Annotated in this window: 20 protein-coding genes, 1 pseudogene and 1 riboswitch; of the genes and pseudogenes, 11 read left to right on the forward strand and 10 right to left on the reverse strand. The window is 44.1% G+C overall.

The features are described 5' to 3' along the window. Window positions 1-36 precede the first annotated feature (36 nt). Window positions 37-825 carry a sporulation protein YunB gene (yunB, locus tag ACXQIQ_RS16305; RefSeq protein ID WP_439301315.1) on the forward strand — a complete coding sequence of 263 codons (789 nt, stop codon included), beginning with the start codon at window positions 37-39 and terminating at the stop codon, window positions 823-825. A 91-nt stretch (window positions 826-916) separates the two neighbouring features. Continuing rightward, a riboswitch (Lysine riboswitch) is annotated at window positions 917-1,102 on the forward strand. Between the two features lie 142 nt (window positions 1,103-1,244). Next, window positions 1,245-2,825, forward strand: a complete 1,581-nt coding sequence (locus ACXQIQ_RS16310; protein ID WP_439301314.1) for a Na+/H+ antiporter NhaC family protein — start codon at window positions 1,245-1,247, stop codon at window positions 2,823-2,825. 54 nt (window positions 2,826-2,879) lie between these two features. Here ACXQIQ_RS16310 and ACXQIQ_RS16315 read toward each other — a convergent pair whose 3' ends face one another. Continuing rightward, window positions 2,880-4,250, reverse strand: coding sequence for an ammonium transporter (locus tag ACXQIQ_RS16315; protein ID WP_439301313.1), 1,371 nt, complete (start codon window positions 4,248-4,250; stop codon window positions 2,880-2,882). 22 nt (window positions 4,251-4,272) lie between these two features. Continuing rightward, window positions 4,273-4,614 carry a P-II family nitrogen regulator gene (locus ACXQIQ_RS16320; RefSeq protein WP_439301312.1) on the reverse strand — a complete coding sequence of 114 codons (342 nt, stop codon included), beginning with the start codon at window positions 4,612-4,614 and terminating at the stop codon, window positions 4,273-4,275. Window positions 4,615-4,945: 331 nt separating this feature from the next. Between ACXQIQ_RS16320 and ACXQIQ_RS16325 the strand changes: the two genes are divergently transcribed. Together ACXQIQ_RS16325 and ACXQIQ_RS16330 are read left to right on the forward strand one after the other, a co-directional pair. Further along, window positions 4,946-6,451, forward strand: a complete 1,506-nt coding sequence (locus ACXQIQ_RS16325; protein WP_439301311.1) for a sodium-dependent transporter — start codon at window positions 4,946-4,948, stop codon at window positions 6,449-6,451. A 1-nt stretch (window position 6,452) separates the two neighbouring features. Further along, window positions 6,453-6,563, forward strand: coding sequence for a MetS family NSS transporter small subunit (locus ACXQIQ_RS16330; protein WP_226547067.1), 111 nt, complete (start codon window positions 6,453-6,455; stop codon window positions 6,561-6,563). A 27-nt stretch (window positions 6,564-6,590) separates the two neighbouring features. On the opposite strand, the gene ACXQIQ_RS16335 is transcribed toward ACXQIQ_RS16330, so the two are convergent. Then, window positions 6,591-7,583: a M23 family metallopeptidase gene (locus ACXQIQ_RS16335; protein ID WP_439301310.1), complete on the reverse strand. Its 993-nt coding sequence runs from the start codon at window positions 7,581-7,583 to the stop codon at window positions 6,591-6,593. Window positions 7,584-7,862: 279 nt separating this feature from the next. On the opposite strand from ACXQIQ_RS16335, the gene lipA reads away from it, so the two are divergent. Continuing rightward, a complete protein-coding gene (lipA, locus tag ACXQIQ_RS16340) occupies window positions 7,863-8,762 on the forward strand; it encodes a lipoyl synthase (RefSeq protein WP_439301309.1) in 900 nt (299 codons plus the stop codon). 56 nt (window positions 8,763-8,818) lie between these two features. Here lipA and ACXQIQ_RS16345 read toward each other — a convergent pair whose 3' ends face one another. Beyond that, window positions 8,819-9,454, reverse strand: a complete 636-nt coding sequence (locus tag ACXQIQ_RS16345) for a YhcN/YlaJ family sporulation lipoprotein (RefSeq protein ID WP_439301308.1) — start codon at window positions 9,452-9,454, stop codon at window positions 8,819-8,821. Window positions 9,455-9,570: 116 nt separating this feature from the next. On the opposite strand from ACXQIQ_RS16345, the pseudogene ACXQIQ_RS16350 reads away from it, so the two are divergent. Next, window positions 9,571-9,840: pseudogene (locus ACXQIQ_RS16350) on the forward strand (YutD family protein); the annotation flags it as partial. 136 nt (window positions 9,841-9,976) lie between these two features. On the opposite strand, the gene ACXQIQ_RS16355 reads toward ACXQIQ_RS16350, so the two are convergent. The 3 genes from ACXQIQ_RS16355 to glpX all read right to left on the reverse strand — a co-directional run bounded on the left by ACXQIQ_RS16355 (window position 9,977) and on the right by glpX (window position 11,846). Continuing rightward, on the reverse strand, window positions 9,977-10,204 hold the full coding sequence (locus ACXQIQ_RS16355) for a cytosolic protein (protein WP_439302001.1): 228 nt from the start codon (window positions 10,202-10,204) through the stop codon (window positions 9,977-9,979). A gap of 389 nt (window positions 10,205-10,593) precedes the next feature. Then, window positions 10,594-10,866 carry a DUF3055 domain-containing protein gene (locus tag ACXQIQ_RS16360; protein ID WP_439301307.1) on the reverse strand — a complete coding sequence of 91 codons (273 nt, stop codon included), beginning with the start codon at window positions 10,864-10,866 and terminating at the stop codon, window positions 10,594-10,596. An 11-nt stretch (window positions 10,867-10,877) separates the two neighbouring features. Next, on the reverse strand, window positions 10,878-11,846 hold the full coding sequence (glpX, locus tag ACXQIQ_RS16365) for a class II fructose-bisphosphatase (RefSeq protein WP_439301306.1): 969 nt from the start codon (window positions 11,844-11,846) through the stop codon (window positions 10,878-10,880). Window positions 11,847-12,042: 196 nt separating this feature from the next. Between glpX and ACXQIQ_RS16370 the strand changes: the two genes are divergently transcribed. From ACXQIQ_RS16370 to ACXQIQ_RS16380, 3 genes are all read left to right on the forward strand, one after another. Further along, window positions 12,043-13,323, forward strand: coding sequence for an EAL domain-containing protein (locus ACXQIQ_RS16370; protein ID WP_439301305.1), 1,281 nt, complete (start codon window positions 12,043-12,045; stop codon window positions 13,321-13,323). A gap of 27 nt (window positions 13,324-13,350) precedes the next feature. Next, on the forward strand, window positions 13,351-13,797 hold the full coding sequence (locus ACXQIQ_RS16375) for a DUF86 domain-containing protein (RefSeq protein WP_439301304.1): 447 nt from the start codon (window positions 13,351-13,353) through the stop codon (window positions 13,795-13,797). A gap of 111 nt (window positions 13,798-13,908) precedes the next feature. Next, window positions 13,909-14,679, forward strand: a complete 771-nt coding sequence (locus tag ACXQIQ_RS16380) for a TIGR01457 family HAD-type hydrolase (protein ID WP_439301303.1) — start codon at window positions 13,909-13,911, stop codon at window positions 14,677-14,679. Window positions 14,680-14,703: 24 nt separating this feature from the next. On the opposite strand, the gene ACXQIQ_RS16385 is transcribed toward ACXQIQ_RS16380, so the two are convergent. Next, on the reverse strand, window positions 14,704-15,213 hold the full coding sequence (locus tag ACXQIQ_RS16385) for a phosphatidylglycerophosphatase A family protein (protein ID WP_439301302.1): 510 nt from the start codon (window positions 15,211-15,213) through the stop codon (window positions 14,704-14,706). A 165-nt stretch (window positions 15,214-15,378) separates the two neighbouring features. Here ACXQIQ_RS16385 and yutH point away from each other — a divergent pair, with 165 nt between their 5' ends. Both yutH and ACXQIQ_RS16395 read left to right on the forward strand, forming a co-directional pair. Further along, on the forward strand, window positions 15,379-16,398 hold the full coding sequence (yutH, locus tag ACXQIQ_RS16390; RefSeq protein WP_439301301.1) for a spore coat putative kinase YutH: 1,020 nt from the start codon (window positions 15,379-15,381) through the stop codon (window positions 16,396-16,398). A 111-nt stretch (window positions 16,399-16,509) separates the two neighbouring features. Next, window positions 16,510-17,481, forward strand: coding sequence for a 2-hydroxyacid dehydrogenase (locus ACXQIQ_RS16395; protein ID WP_439301300.1), 972 nt, complete (start codon window positions 16,510-16,512; stop codon window positions 17,479-17,481). A 57-nt stretch (window positions 17,482-17,538) separates the two neighbouring features. On the opposite strand, the gene ACXQIQ_RS16400 is transcribed toward ACXQIQ_RS16395, so the two are convergent. Next, entirely contained in the window at window positions 17,539-17,760 is a 222-nt protein-coding gene (locus tag ACXQIQ_RS16400) for a NifU family protein (protein ID WP_221566648.1), read from the reverse strand. 238 nt (window positions 17,761-17,998) lie between these two features. Then, window positions 17,999-19,639, reverse strand: coding sequence for an FAD-dependent oxidoreductase (locus ACXQIQ_RS16405; protein ID WP_439301299.1), 1,641 nt, complete (start codon window positions 19,637-19,639; stop codon window positions 17,999-18,001). Window positions 19,640-19,746: the final 107 nt, after the last annotated feature.

Here is a 19,746-nt window from a genome sequence, read left to right on the forward strand (position 1 = left end):
ATTGCATACATATAGCAATAGATAGGGGGTATTTTTATGTGGCGGATCCGAAGGCGGGCCCGTGCAAGAGGTCCACTGCCTTTTCAATATGTCTTCATCATTTCGTTCATCATCTTTATCTTGTTGACCGCCCAAGCATTATGGCTCGTCGATCGGGGCATTCAACCTGCGCTCATGAAAATAGCCGAAACGGAAACAGAGGATATCGCGCAATTGGCGATACAGAGTGCGGTCAAAAACCGAATTGTAGACTCTGGAAAACTAGACAACTTAATTGTGAACATCCAAGATAACGATGGGAAAGTCGTTGGTGTGACCACAAATCCACAGGTAGTCAATGAAATCCAAGCTTTAGCGACAGCCAATGTACAAATGCTTTTAGAACAAATTGAACAGGGTAAGAAACCTGATTTCTATCGATTTGCAGATGTCGATGTGGAAAGGGAAAATGAACAACAAGCAGGTATCGTCACCGAGATTCCTCTCGGTCGGGCCACGAACAACTCTTTACTAGCAAACTTGGGGCCAAGTATCCCAGTCCGTTTCCGTGTAATCGGAAGTGTGCAAACCGATTGGGTCGAAGAGACCCAAACTTCTGGTATCAATAATACGAAACTAAGAGGATGGATCCATGTGGTCGTCAAAGTACAAGTCGTCGTACCATTCCAGACAGAAGAAAAAGAAATCAAAACGAACATCATGCTATTGTCCCACTTCATACCTGGTGAGGTGCCAGACTATTATGGTCCGGGTGGTTCGGTTCAGCCGACTGTCCCGATAACGGATAGTAATAAAGATGAGAAAGAGGATAAAAAGCCGGAGTAAACGACTCGAATGGTGCAGCCCTTGTATTATTATAGGAATTCTATTATAATATTACATGGCGCGCAAAGATAATATCATAAACCTTATCATCGGATGAGGTAGTGGAGCAAGGAACAAAAGTAGCCTGATGGGAGTATGACATCAATGATCATCAGCGAAAGGGTTCATTGCCGAAACCAGTTACGATTGTCAATGAATGACTGGTTGGGGTTGCACCGAACAGGTGTATCACTGTCACTATTCGGGAAAGATGGAATAGTGGAGAACTACGTGATCGATGGGGGATAACCGTTACAAAGGTAACGATAGGTTATTTTCTATCTATCGTTACCTTTTTTATTTTTACCTAAAAATGAAAAACCGGTTGTTACATCGATTCTGACTTATTTATAGATAAACTAAGGAGGAACATCGAACCAATGGAAAATACAATATACTCACTAATACCACCATTATTGGCACTCTTGATGGTTGCGCTGACTAGACGCGTGCTGTTGTCACTTGGGACAGGCATCGTCGTTGGTGCGCTTATGTTGAATGATTTTGATATTGCTGCGAGTGGTATGAAAATCTTTGAAATCCTGAGAGGTCTGTTCGTCGTTCAAAACGATGCAGGTGCCTGGGAAGTTAACACATGGAATGTCTTCATCTTATTGTTCTTACTCTTATTAGGTATCATGACGTCACTGATTGCGATTTCCGGGGGAAGTCGTGCATTTGGAGAATGGGCGATCAAAAAAGTGAAGACACGCGTCGGAGCTCAAATCCTGACGATCGTGCTCGGTATCATCATCTTTATTGACGATTACTTCAACTCACTTGCGGTCGGAAACGTCAGTCGTCCATTGACGGATCGTCATCGCATCTCACGCGCCAAGCTTGCGTACTATATCGATTCCACAGCTGCGCCAGTCTGTGTCATCTCTCCTGTATCCAGCTGGGGAGCGTACATCATCGGATTGATTGGAAGCATACTAGCTACACATCAAGTTGCTGATTACGGAGCACTAGAGGCATTCATCAGAATGATTCCGATGAATATTTATGCGCTAGCTGCGTTGCTTCTCGTATTTGCGACTGCTCTTTTCAACATCAACCTCTTCTCAATGAAGACGCATGAAGAGCGTGCGATTAAGGAAGGGCAAGTATTAGATCCTGAGAACAAAGCTGTTCCTGGTGAGCAAACTGGACTGCCCGAAAGTGATCGCGGAAAAGTCGGTGACTTGATCTGGCCGATCATCGCACTCATCGTCGGGACAGTTGCAGCAATGCTTTACACAGGTGCCCAGGCGACTGAAGGAGATGTGACTTTGCTTTCCATGTTTGAAAACACAGACGTGGCGAAGTCCCTTGTGTATGGTGGATTGTTCGGATTGGCTGTCACTGTCGTCTTGTTCTTGATGAAACAACTGCCTGGTAAGCATTTCGGCATAGGGATCTGGAAAGGTATTCAATCCATGTTGCCGGCTATCTATATTTTGATTTTTGCATGGGTGATTGTTGCAATCATCGATGAAATCGGCACAGGTAAATATCTTGCTGGTATCGTTGACGGTAATATCAACCTGGCATTCTTACCAGTCCTCTTGTTTTTGATAGCAGGCATCATGGCATTTGCGACTGGAACGTCATGGGGAACGTTCGGCGTCATGCTTCCGATTGCTGGGGAGATTGCTGCAGCAACGGACATTACGTACCTACTACCAGTCCTTGCGGCTGTTCTAGCTGGCTCCGTATTTGGAGACCACTGTTCACCGATTTCCGATACGACCATCTTGTCATCAACAGGTGCGGGAAGTAATCACATCGACCACGTTATGACGCAATTGCCATATGCAATCCTGGCAGCGGTCATCAGCTCGATCGGATTCTTGATTTTAGGCTTCACACTGAGCATTACACTATCCCTGTTGATTTCAATCGCCTTGATGGTAGGAGTTGCTTTTATCCTTCGAAATATGAATGCCGTTAAAGTGGATGCGCCAATAGAAAAACAGTAATGATCATAAGAAAACCTGAGTCGTTTTAAGTAACGGCTCAGGTTTTTTTCACGTTTAAGAGTTCTGTTTCTGTGGTGATCCAAGAGAGTTCAATCGATTGACGAGCCCATAGCCGAAGGTCGGCTGACTGTTTGCTGGACCAAACGATTCTCCTCTCGTATCGTAAGCGGTTGAACCATGTTCGCTGAAGTCGAGTCCCTGGATTTCTTCTTCTGCTGTAACACGGATTCCAGCAGGGATTGAAATCAGTTTTAACGCCAAAAATGAAATTCCGAAGGTCCAAAGGATGACGGCTGCCACGCCAGCGAATTGCACGGCGAGCAACGATATTCCACCACCGTAAAACAAGCCACCTTCCAAAGCGAAGAAACCGATAGCGACCGTGCCCCAAATACCGCAAATCCCATGAACGGCAATAGCACCGACCGGATCGTCCAGCTTCAGTTTTTGATCGATGAAAGGCACGGCTTCAATTAAAACGATCCCAGCAACGAACCCGATGATGAGTGCACCAAAAAGGGATACGTTCGCTGTTCCAGCTGTAATCCCGACGAGTCCTCCAAGTGCTCCATTCAATGTCAATGTTGCGTCCATCTGTTTAAACTTCATGTAAGAGTAGATTGCACTTGAAATAACTCCTGCTGAAGCGGAAAGGAGAGTAGTGGAGACAACCATTGGTACCAGATCAGGATCTGCGGCAAGACTGCTCCCAGCATTGAATCCGAACCAACCGAACCATAAAATGAAGACGCCGAGAGCTCCCAAAGGGATGTTGTGCCCCGGGATGACATTGACTCGGCCATCTCCATATTTTCCAAGGCGCCCCCCTAACAATAGAACCGCAACGATCGCACCAGTCGCGCCGGTCAAGTGAACGACGGTAGAACCTGCAAAGTCAATGAACCCAAGCTCTGCAAGCCATCCGCCTCCCCAAACCCAATGCCCGACCACTGGATATATGAAAGCCACCATGCTCACGGTAAGGAGTAAATAAGAACTTAACTTCATGCGTTCAGCTACTGCGCCGGATATGATCGTCGCACACGTTGCGGCAAATACAGCCTGGAAGACGAAGAAACCGATCTCACTGTCAGCATTTGATAAGAAGAAATGCGAGCTTCCTATCAATCCGCTTATTGAGTCTCCAAACATGATGCCATATCCGACTGCGAAATACAGGACTGCTCCAAGTGCCATTGTAAGGAAATTCTTCATTAAAATATTGAGCGCGTTTTTGGATCGTGTGAACCCTGTCTCCACCATAGCAAACCCCGCATGCATGAAGAAGACGAGGAAGGTTGCGACCATGACCCACATCATATCGATGGATTGGATGATACTTGGAATGGACTTTGATTCAGCGGCAAAGGTAACGGTTGGCAAACTGCTGAACAAGAAAGCAGACAATACGATTTTTTTCTTCAAGATTCATTCAATCCTCTCTAAATTAAATAATCGCTTGTGTTCCATTTTCTCCAGTGCGAATCCGATAGACGTCTTCTATGTCTGACACGAAAATTTTCCCATCACCGACCTGTCCTGTAGAACATGCCTCGATGATGACTTGGATCGTTTGTTCATATAACGATTTGCGGATGACCATTTCCACTTTCACTTTCGGTTCGAGTTGCAATTCAAATGGATTCCCCCGAAAAACACCTTGCTTTTTCCGTTGCTTTCCACAGCCCGCTGCTTCATACACGGTCAAACCATCAATTCCAATTTCTAGAAGCTTTGTACGGAGTTGTTGGAATTGCTCTGGGCGGATGATCGCTTCAATCTTCTTCATATGACACTCCTTTCATGTTAGGAAACCTAACATTTAACTGATTTATACTTTATAATATAGTAAATTTTCAGAAAATCAAGCGCAAAACTTCAGTCTATGTAAGAAAACCTAACATTAATTTCTGGTTCATATTATAGAAAACCAAAAATGTGTAGTATTTTCATACTAAAATTTGGTTCTTTTAATGTAGATAGATATCACTAATTTTTTTGAAAATTCTTTGACATGCCCTATGTGAATCGATATACTTATAGACGAAATAGTCAGAAAAAACTAAAGTTTTACATTAATCGCTTTAGTGTAAAAATTTCAGGAGAATGGGGGAGCATTCATGGACAACAGAGCACAGTGGGGAACAAGAGCAGGCTTTATTCTGGCTGCGGTCGGATCTGCAATTGGCCTCGGAAACATCTGGCGTTTCCCGTATATCGCCTATGCAGATGGTGGTGGGGCATTTTTCCTACCTTATTTGATCGCTTTGCTTACAGCAGGTATTCCAATCTTGATTCTTGAATTCACAATGGGACACAAGTATCGTGGTTCATCACCATTGACTTTTGCACGTGTCAGCAAAAAGGCCGAATGGCTAGGTTGGTGGCAAGTTCTTATTTCATTCGTTATTTCTACGTATTATGCCGTAATCATCGGTTGGGCGTTAGCCTACGCATTCTTCTCTTTCAAGCTTTCTTGGGGAGACGATACAGGCGGATTCTTGATGGGAGACTATCTGGGAGCTGCAGATACGGAGATTGGTACACTCGGTGGAATCGTACCGAATGTTTTCATTCCATTAATTATTGTTTGGGTCATCACACTTGGCGTTTTGTTTAAAGGTGTCAAGAAGGGGATTGAAGCTGCGAATAGAATTTTCATTCCAGCTCTTGTCGTACTATTCATGATCATCGTCGTCCGTGCTCTGACATTGGACGGAGCAGAAATCGGACTGAATGCATTATTCAAGCCGGATTGGAGCAGAATCGGTGATTCGAAAGTCTGGATTGACGCCTACGGGCAGATTTTCTTCAGTCTTTCCATTGCTTTCGCGATCATGATTACGTACTCCAGTTATTTGCCGAAAAAATCGGATTTGACGAACAACGCGTTCATCACTGGTTTCAGTAACTCCAGTTTCGAGTTGCTTGCCGGGATCGGGGTATTCAGTGCCCTTGGATTCATGGCTAAAGCATCAGGTGTAGACATCAGTGAAGTTGCGGCAGATGGCGTTGGACTAGCATTCGCTGTTTTCCCGGCGATCATCAATGAAATGCCGGCATTCAATGAAGTGTTTGGATTCCTGTTCTTTACATCACTTGTTCTTGCGGGATTATCATCACTCGTATCAATCAGTGAAACATATATTGCCGCTTTCCAGGACAAGTTCAACATTTCTCGTACGAAAGCCGTTGCGATTGGTGGAGGACTATCCGCATTGATTTCCATCTTATACGCAACGAAAGGCGGACTTTATCTATTGGATGTTGTTGACCACTTCGTACTATCCATGGGTGTCGGCTTATCCGGACTTGTTGAGGTCATCTTGATTGCATGGGTATTCCGTAAGGTCAAATCTCTTCAAGGACACGCGAACGAATTATCAGATATCCGTCTAGGCAGCTGGTGGGTGATCTGTTTGACAGTCATTACTCCACTACTACTCGGATTCATGATGATCAAGAACGTTTATACAGACATCATCCAACCATATGGGGGTTACCCTGTTTCCTTCCTCGTCACTTATGGTTGGGTAGCACTAGGATTGACCCTTGTCGCTGGATTCTTATTTGCAGCCCGTCGTTGGAATAATGATGTGGATGCTCACAATAAGGAGGTAAGCTAATATGGAAGGTTCAGCTATTGTCATGTTCATTATTGGCGCGGTCATTATCTGGGGTGGACTTGCTCTTAGTATTGGCAACGCCGTGAAAGTTGCAAAACAAAATAAGAAATAAAGAAAAAGGATGAGCTGGTTAGTCAGCTCATCTTTTTTTACTTTTGATACGGTCTTGTCTTTCCCATGCTTTCAAATACGGATATGGATCAAAAGACCATTCGTTATAGCCGTTATCTCGGTACATTCCATAATGGAGATGGGGTGGGAATTTCCCTTGGGTACCTGGTGGTCCATAACCGGAACTGCCTACATATCCGATGATTTGACCAGGTTTTACAACCGATCCTTTACCGATGCCCTTCTCGAATCCATTCAAATGGGCGAAATAATGATAAACATTATTCAAATCACGAATACCGATTCGCCAGCCACCAAATCGATTCCAGCCTTTCATTTCCACAATTCCATAAGTCGTCGCTCGGACAGGAACACCATAGTTCGCAAAAATGTCTGTCCCTTCATGGATCCGTAGACCACCAAATCCGCGTCGGTCGCCCCATGTATTCCGGTAGCTGTAATTGGAGCGTATCGGCACCGGAAAAGCACGATCATGAAGACTGAGCGTTTGGAATTCCTTATAGACTTTTGAGATGCCCATGATGATGTCTACAGTTTTGTCCCTTTGATAATAATCCCATAGGCCGATTTTGATGTTTTCTTCATCAAAACCATACGACTGCAGGTAATTCGCAAATGTGTATAACAAATCTTCATCATTGTTACGATCTGCAATCCCATCATTGTTGCCATCCAAACCGATACCTCCAAACAGAGATATAGTGGATGCGTTTTTATCATCCAAATTAGGATTCAATGGTCCTACCCACTGGATTGGGGAGTAGTAGATGCCAATCAATCCTTCCTCCTCGGGGAGGTCCCTTTGAGCGCGTCGGATGGACCGTTCATATTGATCGACAGAAGCTAGGTAATACCAGGGGATGGAAGTTAACGCCTCCATTTTATGATAAAGGGCGTACCTGGCTACATCTTCTTTCTGGTATGTGGTCTTTGCATGGGTTTCTTCAATACATATGCCAAATCCTATAATGAAAATGATGGTGAGTACGAGTTTTTTCATACAGGGAATTCAGTCCTTTCCTGTATCATTTGCACGTCAGAATAGGTGCAATCAGGGTTCAATCTTCGCAATGCTCGACATTACCAAGTTTTTTATCATAATGTTAGTTTGTATTGAATGAGGCAAATGATGATTCTCAAATGTTGGAAAAGTTGCTTGTTAGTGCAGATGATGGAACTTGTTTGCGCAATATGATACAGTAATAAAGAATTGGATTACCGCATGGGAGTAGTAGGAACTTCATGCCGGTAATACGAATCCAACGATGGAGTGAGTAAGATGGCAAAAAAGGAAGAACACATCCGTAAGCCTGAGTGGCTGAAGATCAAATTAAATACAAACGATAACTATACAGGCCTCAAGAAGATGATGCGTGAGAACAATCTACATACCGTGTGTGAAGAGGCGCGTTGTCCGAATATCCATGAATGCTGGGCAGAACGTAAGACTGCTACATTCATGATTCTTGGTGATGTATGTACTCGTGCTTGTCGTTTCTGTGCAGTCAAGACAGGATTGCCGAACGAACTGGACCTTAAAGAACCTGAACGTGTAGCAGATTCAGTACGACTGATGGGACTTAAGCACGCAGTTATTACTGCAGTTGCTCGTGACGATTTGAAAGACGGTGGATCTGGTGTCTATGCAGAAACAGTCCGTGCTGTTCGACGTGCGAATCCATTCTGTACAGTTGAAGTATTGCCTTCTGACATGATGGGGAAATATGAGAACTTGAAAACATTGATGGATGCTCGTCCAGACATCCTGAACCATAATATTGAAACGGTTGAGCGTTTGACGCCAAGAGTCCGTGCTCGTGCAAAATACGACCGTTCATTGGAATTCCTACGTCGTGCGAAGGAAATGCAGCCTGACATTCCGACTAAATCAAGCATCATGGTAGGTCTTGGGGAAACGAAGGAAGAGATCATTCAAACGATGGACGATCTTCGTGCGAACGATGTTGATATCATGACGATTGGTCAATACCTGCAACCTACGAAAAAGCATTTGAAGGTTCAGAAGTATTATCACCCAGATGAGTTTGAAGAATTGAGAGAGATCGCAATGTCCAAAGGATTCAGTCACTGTGAAGCTGGACCATTGGTACGTTCTTCTTATCACGCAGATGAGCAAGTAAATGCGGCATCTAAGCAACGACAACAAGGTGCTCAATAATAAAGCGAAAGGTTGAACCGGATTGACGGTTCAACCTTTTTTTTAGAAATCAACTATCACTTCATTTTCCCTTTTTGGTTACGGATTCCCATATCCATATCTTCTTGTCCTTCTTCGCCTTCATATCCGCTCATTTTTTCACCTTGAGGGGATTTTTTCATTTCCATGACAAGGCTGTCGATGCTGTTTTTTACGTGTAGAGTTGTTTCATCCAAATTCTTATAACGTTCAATGTATTCAAAAAGAGTGGTATCATCGGATACATAGACCTTGAACCAACGTGGTACGACAGAGAGGGCATTTTTCTTGACCATGTCCGCTGTTTTATTGCGTTCGTCCGTTTTGGCCTCATAGACAATAAGTACTTTATCACTTGTAACGAGTGTTGCTGTATCTTTGATCTGCGGGGATTGCATGATCATACTGGAAATCATATCGGATAGCTGTTTCTTATCGATTTGAGGTGCTTGGGCCAATGGACGTCTCTCGTCACTTGGGCTTTGGATACGGGTATAGCCGAAATCATTCTTGGCATCTGCAGGTGTTTTTCCTGGAGTTCCAGCTCGATCCCGAGCATCCATGGTTGCATTCAGCCCATTCCCGTTCGCGCCATCATAATCTCCTTTATCCATACCGCATGCAGGAAGGATTAGAAGGGTACATGTCAATCCAGCAATGATGAAATTTTTCAAGTTCATTCACCTCCTATGTATAGAATCTGCTGGATATGGAGTGGTTATACAGAGAGAACGTAGGCAATGAAACGGAAAACATGGTAAAATAGGAAGTGTGAAATGGAGTGATGAAATTGGTTTGCGTAAATGGGAACCATTATGAAGTCATAGAGGATTTTCGGGATGGGTGGAATGAGGAAGAATTTACATCTCGATACAGTGAAATCTTACATAAATATGATTACATTGTAGGCGATTGGGGATACAATCAATTGCGCCTCCGAGGTTTTTTCGAAGATCAGCATGATAAAGCCAATCACGAAACGAAGATCAGTGCGGCTCCGGAATATCTACTGGAATTCTGTAATTTCGGCTGTGCTTATTTCATCGTGAAAAAAGTGAAGGGCAAAGGACAGAATAAAGAATCGAACTCATCCTCTAAAAAGCAAAAAGAAAAAGTTGCTCATAAATCAGAAAAAGGGAGCTGACTCTAAAGTCAGTCCCTTTTATTTTTGATCAGGAGCGCTTTGTGATTGCCGCTTAACTTAGGCCGTATGGTGGCTCTTCATTGCGGTCTGGATCATCGTGAGTTGGGTGGGCACCCGGAAATTGTCGCGGAATATCTTGATGAAGATTTTTGAACTCATAGTTGAAGGCACTATAGTATCGCTGATCTTCATCAAACGGCGTCGATTTACCAAGGGAACGGTTTACTGGAGAGCCATAAGGACCCTCTGGCAAATCCTCTGGTAAAACGTACCGGTGCATCGTCTCGACATTTGAGAAATCCGTATACTGCTCGGCTTCTTTTCGATACCCATTATAACCTCTTGCCAAAGGACACCACTCCTTCTCGGCATTTGGATAGGGATGTTCCTATCCATTTTTAGATTGCCCAGAACGAATGGTGCTTACAGTAGCAAAAGCTTACCATTATGTTTACAGATATAGGGATATTGGTGTGATGGGTCCTCAATATTGAGATAAAAGGACATTTTAATGTCCTCCAAATTGAGTGAAACGGAAAATGAGGGACAGAAAACAGCTCTTAGTGTCCTCCAAATCGGGGAAACCATGAAATGGAGGACAGAAAGCACCTTTAAATGACCTACATATAAAAAAATGAAGGACTCATGGTCAACATGAGTCCTTTCCTATTAGGATAATATTTCTTCTGCTAAAAACTCGCGCAGTTCTTGTGCGTCCTCTTCATTCAAGCTGAAGGCGTGTTCGATATAGCCTTCTTCTTCCAAATCGTCTGGGCCGATTATGGCGAACTTACCACCTTGAATATCGAGTACAAGTGGTTTTCCGTAATGACGGTCCGTCTTCGTAATCGCAAGGTCGAAGCGTTGATTCTCCCCCATGAAGCTGACGAAGCGGGTTTTGGTTTCTTCTGTATCATCGTATAGATAAAAACGTTCAGTCATATCGTTTCCTCCTATTCCATCACTAAGTTCGGTTTATGACCTAGATGGTGCTGTGCTTTTATGGAGCGGATCGTTTTCGTCTTCGCTCTCATGACGATCGAATCGGTTTCAACCTGGTCACCGGATAAGAATCTGACCCCTTCCAACAGCTCACCGCTGCTCACTCCTGTGGCAGCAAAGATCGCGTCATCTCCACGGACAAGGTCATCCAGGTGTAGAAGCTGTGAAGGATCTTCGAGACCCATGCGGATGCAACGTTCACGTTCGGCATCGTTATCAGGTACGAGCCTCGCTTGCATTTCACCACCGAGACATTTGATGGCTGCTGCTGAAATGACACCTTCAGGAGCGCCACCTTTTCCGACGAATAGATCAATCCCTGTGTTCGGCATGGCAGCGGCAATCGCAGCTCCGACATCACCATCTCCAAATAGTTTAACACGTGCGCCTTTTTCACGGATACGTCGGACTAGGTCTTCGTGTCTCGGGCGTTCCTGGATGATCACCGTTAGGTCATGCATTCGTTTGTTGTTCGCCTCTGCAACGATATCCATCGTTTTTTCAATCGGATCGAGGAGACTCACTTTTCCGGCAGCCGCTTTACCGACGACAAGCTTATCCATGTACATGTCCGGTGCGTGCAGTAGGCTTCCACGGTCAGCGATGGCGATGACTGCCATTGCATTCGGGTGTCCTTTCGCTACAATATTCGTTCCCTCTAACGGATCGACGGCGATATCCACTTCCGGACCATGGCCAGTGCCAAGCTCTTCACCGATATAAAGCATCGGTGCTTCATCCAGTTCACCTTCCCCGATTACGACAGTACCTTTCATATTGACGGAATCGAACATGGCTCTCATGGCTGTTGTTGCTGCATGATCTGCCTCATTTTTCAAACCTCTACCCATCCATTGAGCTGATGCAAGTGCTGCAGATTCTGTCACCCTTACGATTTCTAAAGCTAATTCACGATCCATCCTCTTCCCCCTTAGTGTAAAATATCCTGAAATGTTCTATACTAAATCAGCTGAAAGAACGATTTGTATGACATTAAGCTTCCTTTATGATAACAGGAAATGTCGAATATAAAAATATTTCAATGATAGTGGGAATTTTCAAATATATATATGGTACAATAGTAGCACATTACGATCACTTCGAGGTGATTATTGAGTGAACGATCAACTGAAAGATTTGCTTCTGTTATGTAAGCACCTTTTTTCGACAAATCAAAGCCTTCGATTCTTTCCTCCACATTTCTGGGTGAGGAATCCAGTCAAGCCGATTTTGAGGGAAGTGTATCGACGAAATAAGACGACTGCAGTGATTGTTTTTGATGTGCAAACCTATAAACACCAGATCGAACAATTCGGTCGTGTATATGTGGAGCAGTTTGAAAAGGATGTTCGACATCATTTCAAAAAAGCGGTTTGTGAAATCGTCGAGGACAAAGAGATTCTTTTTTTACAGCAATATTGGGGAGATGACATCGTCCTATGTCTTTCATTGGAAAAAGAACAAAATGCGATCAGTCAAATCGAATACTACATAGATGAAATCAAGAAAAACATCAATACCCATTTCTTTGCGTATAACGAAGAGGATCAGGATAGCTTTTTGACAGGGTACATGGTGATGGACGCGCAATCGGATAGCCCGTTCCATTCTTTTTTGAGTGCCTATCAGAAAGCGCTCGTCATGGCGAAAAAAGGCCTCGGTGGCAAGTACAATCTGATGGTCCACGAAATCAAAGACATCATCAAGCGCGAGAACATCACCCTGTATTCGCAGCCGATTTTGGATATCGATGTGATGGAGGTTTCCGCTTGGGAAGTGTTGACTCGTGGCCCGGAAGGCACGATTTATGAAAATCCGTTACAGCTTTTTACGATGGCACGCCAAACGAACATGTTATATCCATTAGAGCTTCTCGTCGTGAAAAAAGCACTCCGCCAGATGAGAGGGCAAGAGACGCTCTTCATCAACGTTACGCCGATGACGATTGCACACGAACATTTCGTCGAGGACGTGAATGCGATTTTGGAAGAGTATCCTGAAGTCGATCCTTCTCGAATCGTGTTTGAGATTACTGAGCGAGAATCGATTGACCGCTACCCACACATCCGCACAACTATCGAAGGATTGAGGCAGAGGAAAATCCGTATTGCTCTTGATGATACTGGGGCAGGATATGCAAGTTTGAATTCGATTTCTTTCCTCCATCCTGATATTATAAAAGTGGACCGTTCATTGATTGAAAACATCAATGGAAACAAACTGAAGGAATCGATGCTACAAGGGCTTTTGCATATTGCGAAGGAAGCCAATGCCCTCGTTGTGGCAGAAGGGATTGAAACGGCAGAAGAAGCGTCCGTTATGAAACGGAACGGTGTACATATGGTGCAGGGCTTCTTCTACGCGCGACCTAGATTGATTCCGACTCCATCTTTATAACGTTGTAAAAAAGTCAGGTGAAAAGAGATGTACTTTGTAGATCGAAAGAAAATTGAAGAATTGCTTACGTTTTTGGAAGATTGCATGGCAACGCTCGAAAAAGAGGCGTTCAAAGACACAAAAAAAGACAACTTCGCTTTAGAGCGGATTGCCCATATGACGGTTGAATCCATACTGGATGTTGGGAACAAGATGATTGACGGATTTATCATGCGAGATCCAGGAAGCTACGAAGATATTATCGATATTTTGGACGATGAAAAAGTCGTGACCCAGGATGATGCTGTCCAGCTGAAGAAAGTAATCGGTTTGCGAAAGCAATTGGTGCAAACGTACACCGAGGTGGATCACGGGGAACTGCTTGATGTTCTTCAAACGAACCTGTCCTCTCTTCAAACGTTTCCTCAACAAATCCGTACGTATTTGACGGATGAACTCGGACCGGTGTCCGCCTTTTTACCGGATGACAATTAGGATTATTTAACACGAAAAGCTGCCTGAAACAGGCGGCTTTTTCCTTTGCGTTAATCGAGGAGGACTTGTGGTATCCTACAAATAGATGAAAACAGGAGGAAGAGACAAACCATGAAATATGAAGGTTATCTGATTGACTTGGATGGAACGATGTACCGGGGGAAGGAGCAGATCGACGAGGCGGTCGAATTCGTAAAGGGTCTCAAAAGCGCTGGAATTCCTTATCTGTTCGTCACGAACAACTCTGCAAATACACCTGAACAGGTGACTGAACGGCTGCAAAAGTTCGGAGTACCTGCCTCTCCGGAACACGTATTCACTTCATCAATGGCGACAGCCGCCTACATAGAAAGAAAACGCAAATCAGCCAGAGTCTTTATGATTGGTGAGCTTGGTCTGCAACATGCCTTAGAGAGCAGCGGTTTTGAAGTGGTTGATGATGAAAATGTCGATTATGTCGTTATGGGAATCGATCGAGGGCTGACTTATCAAAAGTTGGAAACGGCTTGTCTTGCGGTTCGGAAGGGAGCCACCTTATTGTCAACGAACAAAGACGTGGCATTTCCAACAGACAGAGGCTTCGTTCCAGGAAATGGCGCGCTCACTTCCGTGGTTGCAGTATCAACAGGGGTTAAACCTATTTTTATTGGAAAACCTGAGTCGATCATCATGGAGCTTGCCATGAACAAACTGAACTTACCGAAAGAAAAAGTATTGATGATCGGTGACAACTATCATACGGATATCATGGCAGGGATGAATGCTGGAATCGATACATTGTTGGTTTATACAGGTGTGACAAGAAGTGTAGAGGATATCAAGTCGAAAGAAAGACCGACTCATACGATCGATTCCTTGGACTTATGGGACATCAAACAATGAAGTAGAGTTGAAAGTGGATCAACTCTACTCCGAATTGTTAGCTCTATGGGCTAGACGACTTGAGGCTGCGGCCGCAATTGCACCGACGATGTCATCCAAGAACGTATGACATTCACCTGTCGATTTATCATTCAACTTTTTTAGGATGCCAGGTTTTAGTTTATCGATATATCCATAGTTCGTAAAACCGATCGAACCGTAAATGTTGACGATGGATAAGGCGATGACCTCATCTACGCCGTAGAGGCCTTCATCTTTTTTTAAGATTTGGAGTAGAGGTTCCTCGAGTTTATTTTGCTCAGCGAGGATGTCCAGTTGAACACCCGTCAGGATGGCGTTCTGTACTTCACGTTTCGCTAAGACACGGTCCACATTGATTTTGCACGTTTCCATGTCGAGATTTTCGTGATATTGACTTTGGAGGTAGTGGACCAATTCAGCAAGATGATCTTCTGTGACGCCTCGGTCATGTAATAACTGGCGAGCTTTCTTCTCCACTTCACTTTGTGATTCTGGTGTATTGTGTTCAGACATAAATGAGTCCCCAATCTTTGTTAGTGGATTTGGTGAGATTTGCGTTTTCTTAGTATATGGTGTTTAGGTTATGTTATGAACAAAATCAAAAATTGCGAGTAAATGATAAACACTCCACCCATTTCTTTCATAAACTACTTATAAAATGGGAGGGGAGTGTAACCATTGTTAGAACGAGAGATATATCACCATTACAATCTTTATGTAGATCGGCAGACTCGTATTGGGGGATACGAGGGGTTCAGTGCCCAGGGCCGTTACTATATCATCGTTCCGATCCTGGATGCGCATCAACAAAAAATCGAGGATATGCAGACGATCATCCGTTATCTCATGGAAAAAGGCGAAAAAGACATGCCGCTCTGGGTAGCGAACCAAAGAGGCAGATGGGTTTCTCGAGTCGAGGGGCGTGATGTTCTTCTATTCGAACTGCCACAAATGGAGCGCAAAGAACGAGGATCCATAGGGAAACAGCTTGCAGAATTCCATAGATCAGGTGAGCAATTTCCATATATAAGTGAGGAGTTGTTACGATATAACCAGTGGGTGGAATTATGGACGACCCGGTTGGACAGTCTGCAAGAACGTTACAGGGATATCAGTGTGAATGGCCCCAGGGGTGAATTCGATTTTCTTTTTTATGACTCGTTCCCGTATTATGAAGGGCTGACGGAGAATGCGATCCAGTACATCGTTGATTACGAGTATGATCGGAATGGGCAAGAGGAAGGAAGTTATACGATTACCCATGACCGGTTTTATGCAGGTTCATGGATCCCAATCAAGCAGGAGCACCATGTCTATTTGAAGCTACCAACGAACCTGGTCATTGATCATCCTGTCAGGGATGTGGCAGAATATATCCGGTACCTGGTCACGGAAAAAGCGAGATCCAATGACATTTCAACGTTCCTCGACGACTACACGCGTTCAAAGCCGCTCACACGCGGGGGATGGCGATTGTTATACGGAAGACTTCTGTTCCCGGCTACGTATTTTGATGTAGTAGAGACATACTACAAAACGTCCCGTTCCAGTGAGCAGGCAATGCTTCTGAGCAATTTGAAATATGTCTTATCGGTGGAAGAGAACCATGAATCGTTCATGAAGAACTTTTTCAAGATCAGTGCGCTTCCAAGAGAAGTCGTCAATATCGAGCCCGTTGGCTGGTTAACAAAGTCATAAGCAGGGAAGGGTGACCTTAAGAGTTGGTGTTTTAGCACACGAGAGGTGGGCTGAAATTTCCGGTCGCCCTCTTGCTATACATAGGTTTTTATCAAAAGGAGAGTGTAAAAGTTGGACAACCCATACGTTTTTATTACAAGAAAAGTTCCAGAAGAAACGATTGAACCGATCCGCCAAGTTGCTGATGTGAAGATGTGGGACTATGAAGATGAACCGGTACCGAGAGAGATCTTATTAGAAGAAGCAGCTCAAGCGACTGCACTTTATACGATGTTGTCCGATCAGATCGATCGTGAATTGCTGTCAAAAGCTCCTCACTTGAAGGTCGTCGGAAATCTGGCTGTCGGATACGATAACATAGATGTTGAAGCAGCAACAGAACACGGTGTGATCATATGTAACACGCCGGATGTATTGACGGACACCACGGCCGACTTGACATTCGCTTTGTTGATGGCGACGGCAAGGCGTTTGACAGAGGCAGAAAAATACATTGAGAAAGGATATTGGGTGAATTGGAGTCCCCTTCTCATGGCAGGACAAGATATCCACCACAAGACGATCGGTATCGTCGGAATGGGGAGAATCGGTGAAACGGTTGCCAAACGTGCGACTGGATTTGAAATGAATATTCAGTACCACAACCGTTCACGCAATGAAAAAGCAGAGCAAGAACTCGGTGCGAAGTATGTGTCCTTCGATGAGCTTGTCGAAACGTCTGACTTCGTCGTGAATCTGACACCGCTGACGTCCGAAACGGAAGGGATGTTCAATGCGGAAGTGTTCAATAATATGAAAGAGTCTGCGATATTTGTAAATGCAGGGCGTGGAGGTGCTGTCGTAGAAGCGGATCTCGTCCACGCGATTGAAGAGAAACAAATTGCAGGAGCTGGACTCGACGTTTTTGAACAAGAACCGGTTCCAGACAATCATCCGTTCTTGAAATTCCCTAATGTCGTATGCCTCCCGCATATCGGAAGTGCAAGCATTGAAACACGCATGGAAATGTGCCGTCTAACCGCTCGAAACATCCGAGCTGTGTTACAAGGGGACAAGCCTGAAGCAGTTGTGAACGGAAAATAAGCTACAAAAAAAGAGCGGACGATTGTTCCGCTCTTTTCTAATATCATTTATATCGTTTTAGAATACTTGTTCTAATTCTGTTACGCCTGGCACTTCTTCAAGTAGTGCACGCTCGATTCCTGCTTTAAGCGTAATCGTTGAACTAGGGCAGCTTCCGCATGCTCCCATTAAACGAACTTTTACGATTCCGTCCTCGATGTCAACCAACTCAACATCTCCACCGTCACGAAGAAGGAATGGTCGTAATTTATCTAGAACCTCTTCGACTTGTTCACGCATTCTTATCTACCCCTTTCTATCCTTTATTATAATCATTTTTAATAAAAAATGCTATTGTTAATAGCTGATAATTCTTTGTTTTTATCGTAGCATAATCAAAATTCCTTCGAAAGAGCCATTTTTCATGGTAAAAAAGCGAGTAAAGCATACCCGATCAGCATGACGAATTCATTCTCAATTAGAGATAGCTAAATAATAATAGAAAAGCATTCCTGGTGAGAGGAATGCTTTGTTTGGTTTAATTGGAGTGGTATTTGTACATCCATAGGATTCCGGATTTCAATAGGCGTGGCACTCGTCCGGTCAATGCTGTTCCTTTCATCATTCCGAATCCGTGCTTTTTACCGAGGGAGCCGAGAACACCTTTCAGCTTGATTTTCTGAAGATCTCCGAGTGGCTCATCCTTCCAAAGCTTGAGCAAGACTTCAACGATTTGATCGCCTTGACCTTCTGCAAGCTGTGCACTAGGTGCGTGTGGCAGGCTCGCGCAATCTCCAACGACAAACACATGCTTGTCATTCGGAAGGTGATGATGAGGGGATAACACGATACGTCCTGACTCATCCTTTTCCACATCCATATTACGGACGATCCGGTTCGGCTGGATTCCTGCAGTCCACACGATCGCGTCGCACTCAACCGGCTCATCTTTATTGTAGAGAATATTTGGCTCCACTTTAGTGATGTTGGAGTGGTTGACGACTTCTACACCATGGTCGATGAACCATTTTTGAACATAGTTGCTTAAGCGTTTCGGGAACGTAGAAAGGATCGTTTCCCCGCGATCGAACAATTTGATGGTGAGATCCGGACGGCTTTCCCGAAGTTCACTTGCAAGTTCGACACCGCTCAGTCCGCCACCGACGACGCCTACAACTGCTTTTGGCGGCAGGTTGTTTAAGTGTTGGTAAGTTTCACGGGACTTGTCGATCGTCTGTATGCTGAGTGTATTTTCAGGAGCACCCGGTACTCCGTGATATTTATCTTCACAGCCTAATCCGATGATCAGATCGTCGTAATCAATCGACTCTTCTTTTTCAAAATGGATGGCTTTGTTCTCCAAATCGATTTCTGAGACTTCTCCATATTTGACGATGACACGAGAATCTTCCGGGAACTGTACACGAATATGGTGATCGGATACGGTTCCAGCTGCCAATGCATAATACTCTGTCTTCAAGCAATGATATGGAAGTCGATCCACCAGGGTGATTTGAATGTCTTCAGGAAGGTCAGATGAATCCAACAATCCGTGTAAAATCTTCATTCCACCGTATCCAGCACCTAAGATGACCAGCTTTTTCATTCCAGCATTTCCCCTTTTTTCTTGAAATCCTTGTATACTTAATTCCATTAATGTCATGACACGTCGTATGAGCGATTCCTTGGTGTCGGTCTTGGAAGAAGTCGATAAGACATAATGGAAATGACTGTTGCAAATATGTGCACATGTATTCAGATCCATCTGTGCACGTATTTCTCCTCTAATGCTCGCTCTTTCCAGAATCAGCATCCAACATTCGATTAAAGGGCTTTCGTCGCGGATGACAGTTCCCCATAAGTCTTTAGTGAAGTCGGAATCGAGATCATAATAAGTCAACAGATGACCGATCATCACTTCCATTTGTTTATGGAAAGGCTGGGATAATATATACCCTTTACCGAGAAAAATACTCAGTGTATGTAGCCTTTCTTTGGCAAAATGTTGCATGAGGTCTTCTTTAGTAGGGAAATAATTAAAAAACGTCCCTTTTGCGATGTTCGCTCGCTCTGTGATTTCTTTGACACTTGTATGGGCATATCCTTTTTCGTAAAAGAGATCGAGTGCTGCTTTTATGATGCTTTCTTCTGTAAAATTGCGTTTCTTGCTACGGGTCATTTTTGCAGCAACTCCTTTTATGACCGTGGTCATTTTTAGTATATCGAAATTGTGACAATCCTACAACATTCTTTCTTATTCAGCAGGAAAACAAGTAAGTTGACGGG

The sequence above is a fragment of the Pseudalkalibacillus sp. Hm43 genome (assembly GCF_054170705.1).

Coding starts and splice junctions, on each gene's coding strand:
- yunB (WP_439301315.1), top strand. CDS start 37: ATGTGGCGGATCCGAAGGCGGGCCCGTGCAAGAGGTCCACTGCCTTTT.
- ACXQIQ_RS16310 (WP_439301314.1), top strand. CDS start 1,245: ATGGAAAATACAATATACTCACTAATACCACCATTATTGGCACTCTTG.
- ACXQIQ_RS16320 (WP_439301312.1), bottom strand. CDS start 4,614: ATGAAGAAGATTGAAGCGATCATCCGCCCAGAGCAATTCCAACAACTC.
- ACXQIQ_RS16325 (WP_439301311.1), top strand. CDS start 4,946: ATGGACAACAGAGCACAGTGGGGAACAAGAGCAGGCTTTATTCTGGCT.
- ACXQIQ_RS16330 (WP_226547067.1), top strand. CDS start 6,453: ATGGAAGGTTCAGCTATTGTCATGTTCATTATTGGCGCGGTCATTATC.
- ACXQIQ_RS16335 (WP_439301310.1), bottom strand. CDS start 7,583: ATGAAAAAACTCGTACTCACCATCATTTTCATTATAGGATTTGGCATA.
- lipA (WP_439301309.1), top strand. CDS start 7,863: ATGGCAAAAAAGGAAGAACACATCCGTAAGCCTGAGTGGCTGAAGATC.
- ACXQIQ_RS16355 (WP_439302001.1), bottom strand. CDS start 10,204: ATGCACCGGTACGTTTTACCAGAGGATTTGCCAGAGGGTCCTTATGGC.
- ACXQIQ_RS16360 (WP_439301307.1), bottom strand. CDS start 10,866: ATGACTGAACGTTTTTATCTATACGATGATACAGAAGAAACCAAAACC.
- glpX (WP_439301306.1), bottom strand. CDS start 11,846: ATGGATCGTGAATTAGCTTTAGAAATCGTAAGGGTGACAGAATCTGCA.
- ACXQIQ_RS16375 (WP_439301304.1), top strand. CDS start 13,351: ATGTACTTTGTAGATCGAAAGAAAATTGAAGAATTGCTTACGTTTTTG.
- ACXQIQ_RS16380 (WP_439301303.1), top strand. CDS start 13,909: ATGAAATATGAAGGTTATCTGATTGACTTGGATGGAACGATGTACCGG.
- ACXQIQ_RS16385 (WP_439301302.1), bottom strand. CDS start 15,213: ATGTCTGAACACAATACACCAGAATCACAAAGTGAAGTGGAGAAGAAA.
- ACXQIQ_RS16400 (WP_221566648.1), bottom strand. CDS start 17,760: ATGCGTGAACAAGTCGAAGAGGTTCTAGATAAATTACGACCATTCCTT.
- ACXQIQ_RS16405 (WP_439301299.1), bottom strand. CDS start 19,639: ATGACCCGTAGCAAGAAACGCAATTTTACAGAAGAAAGCATCATAAAA.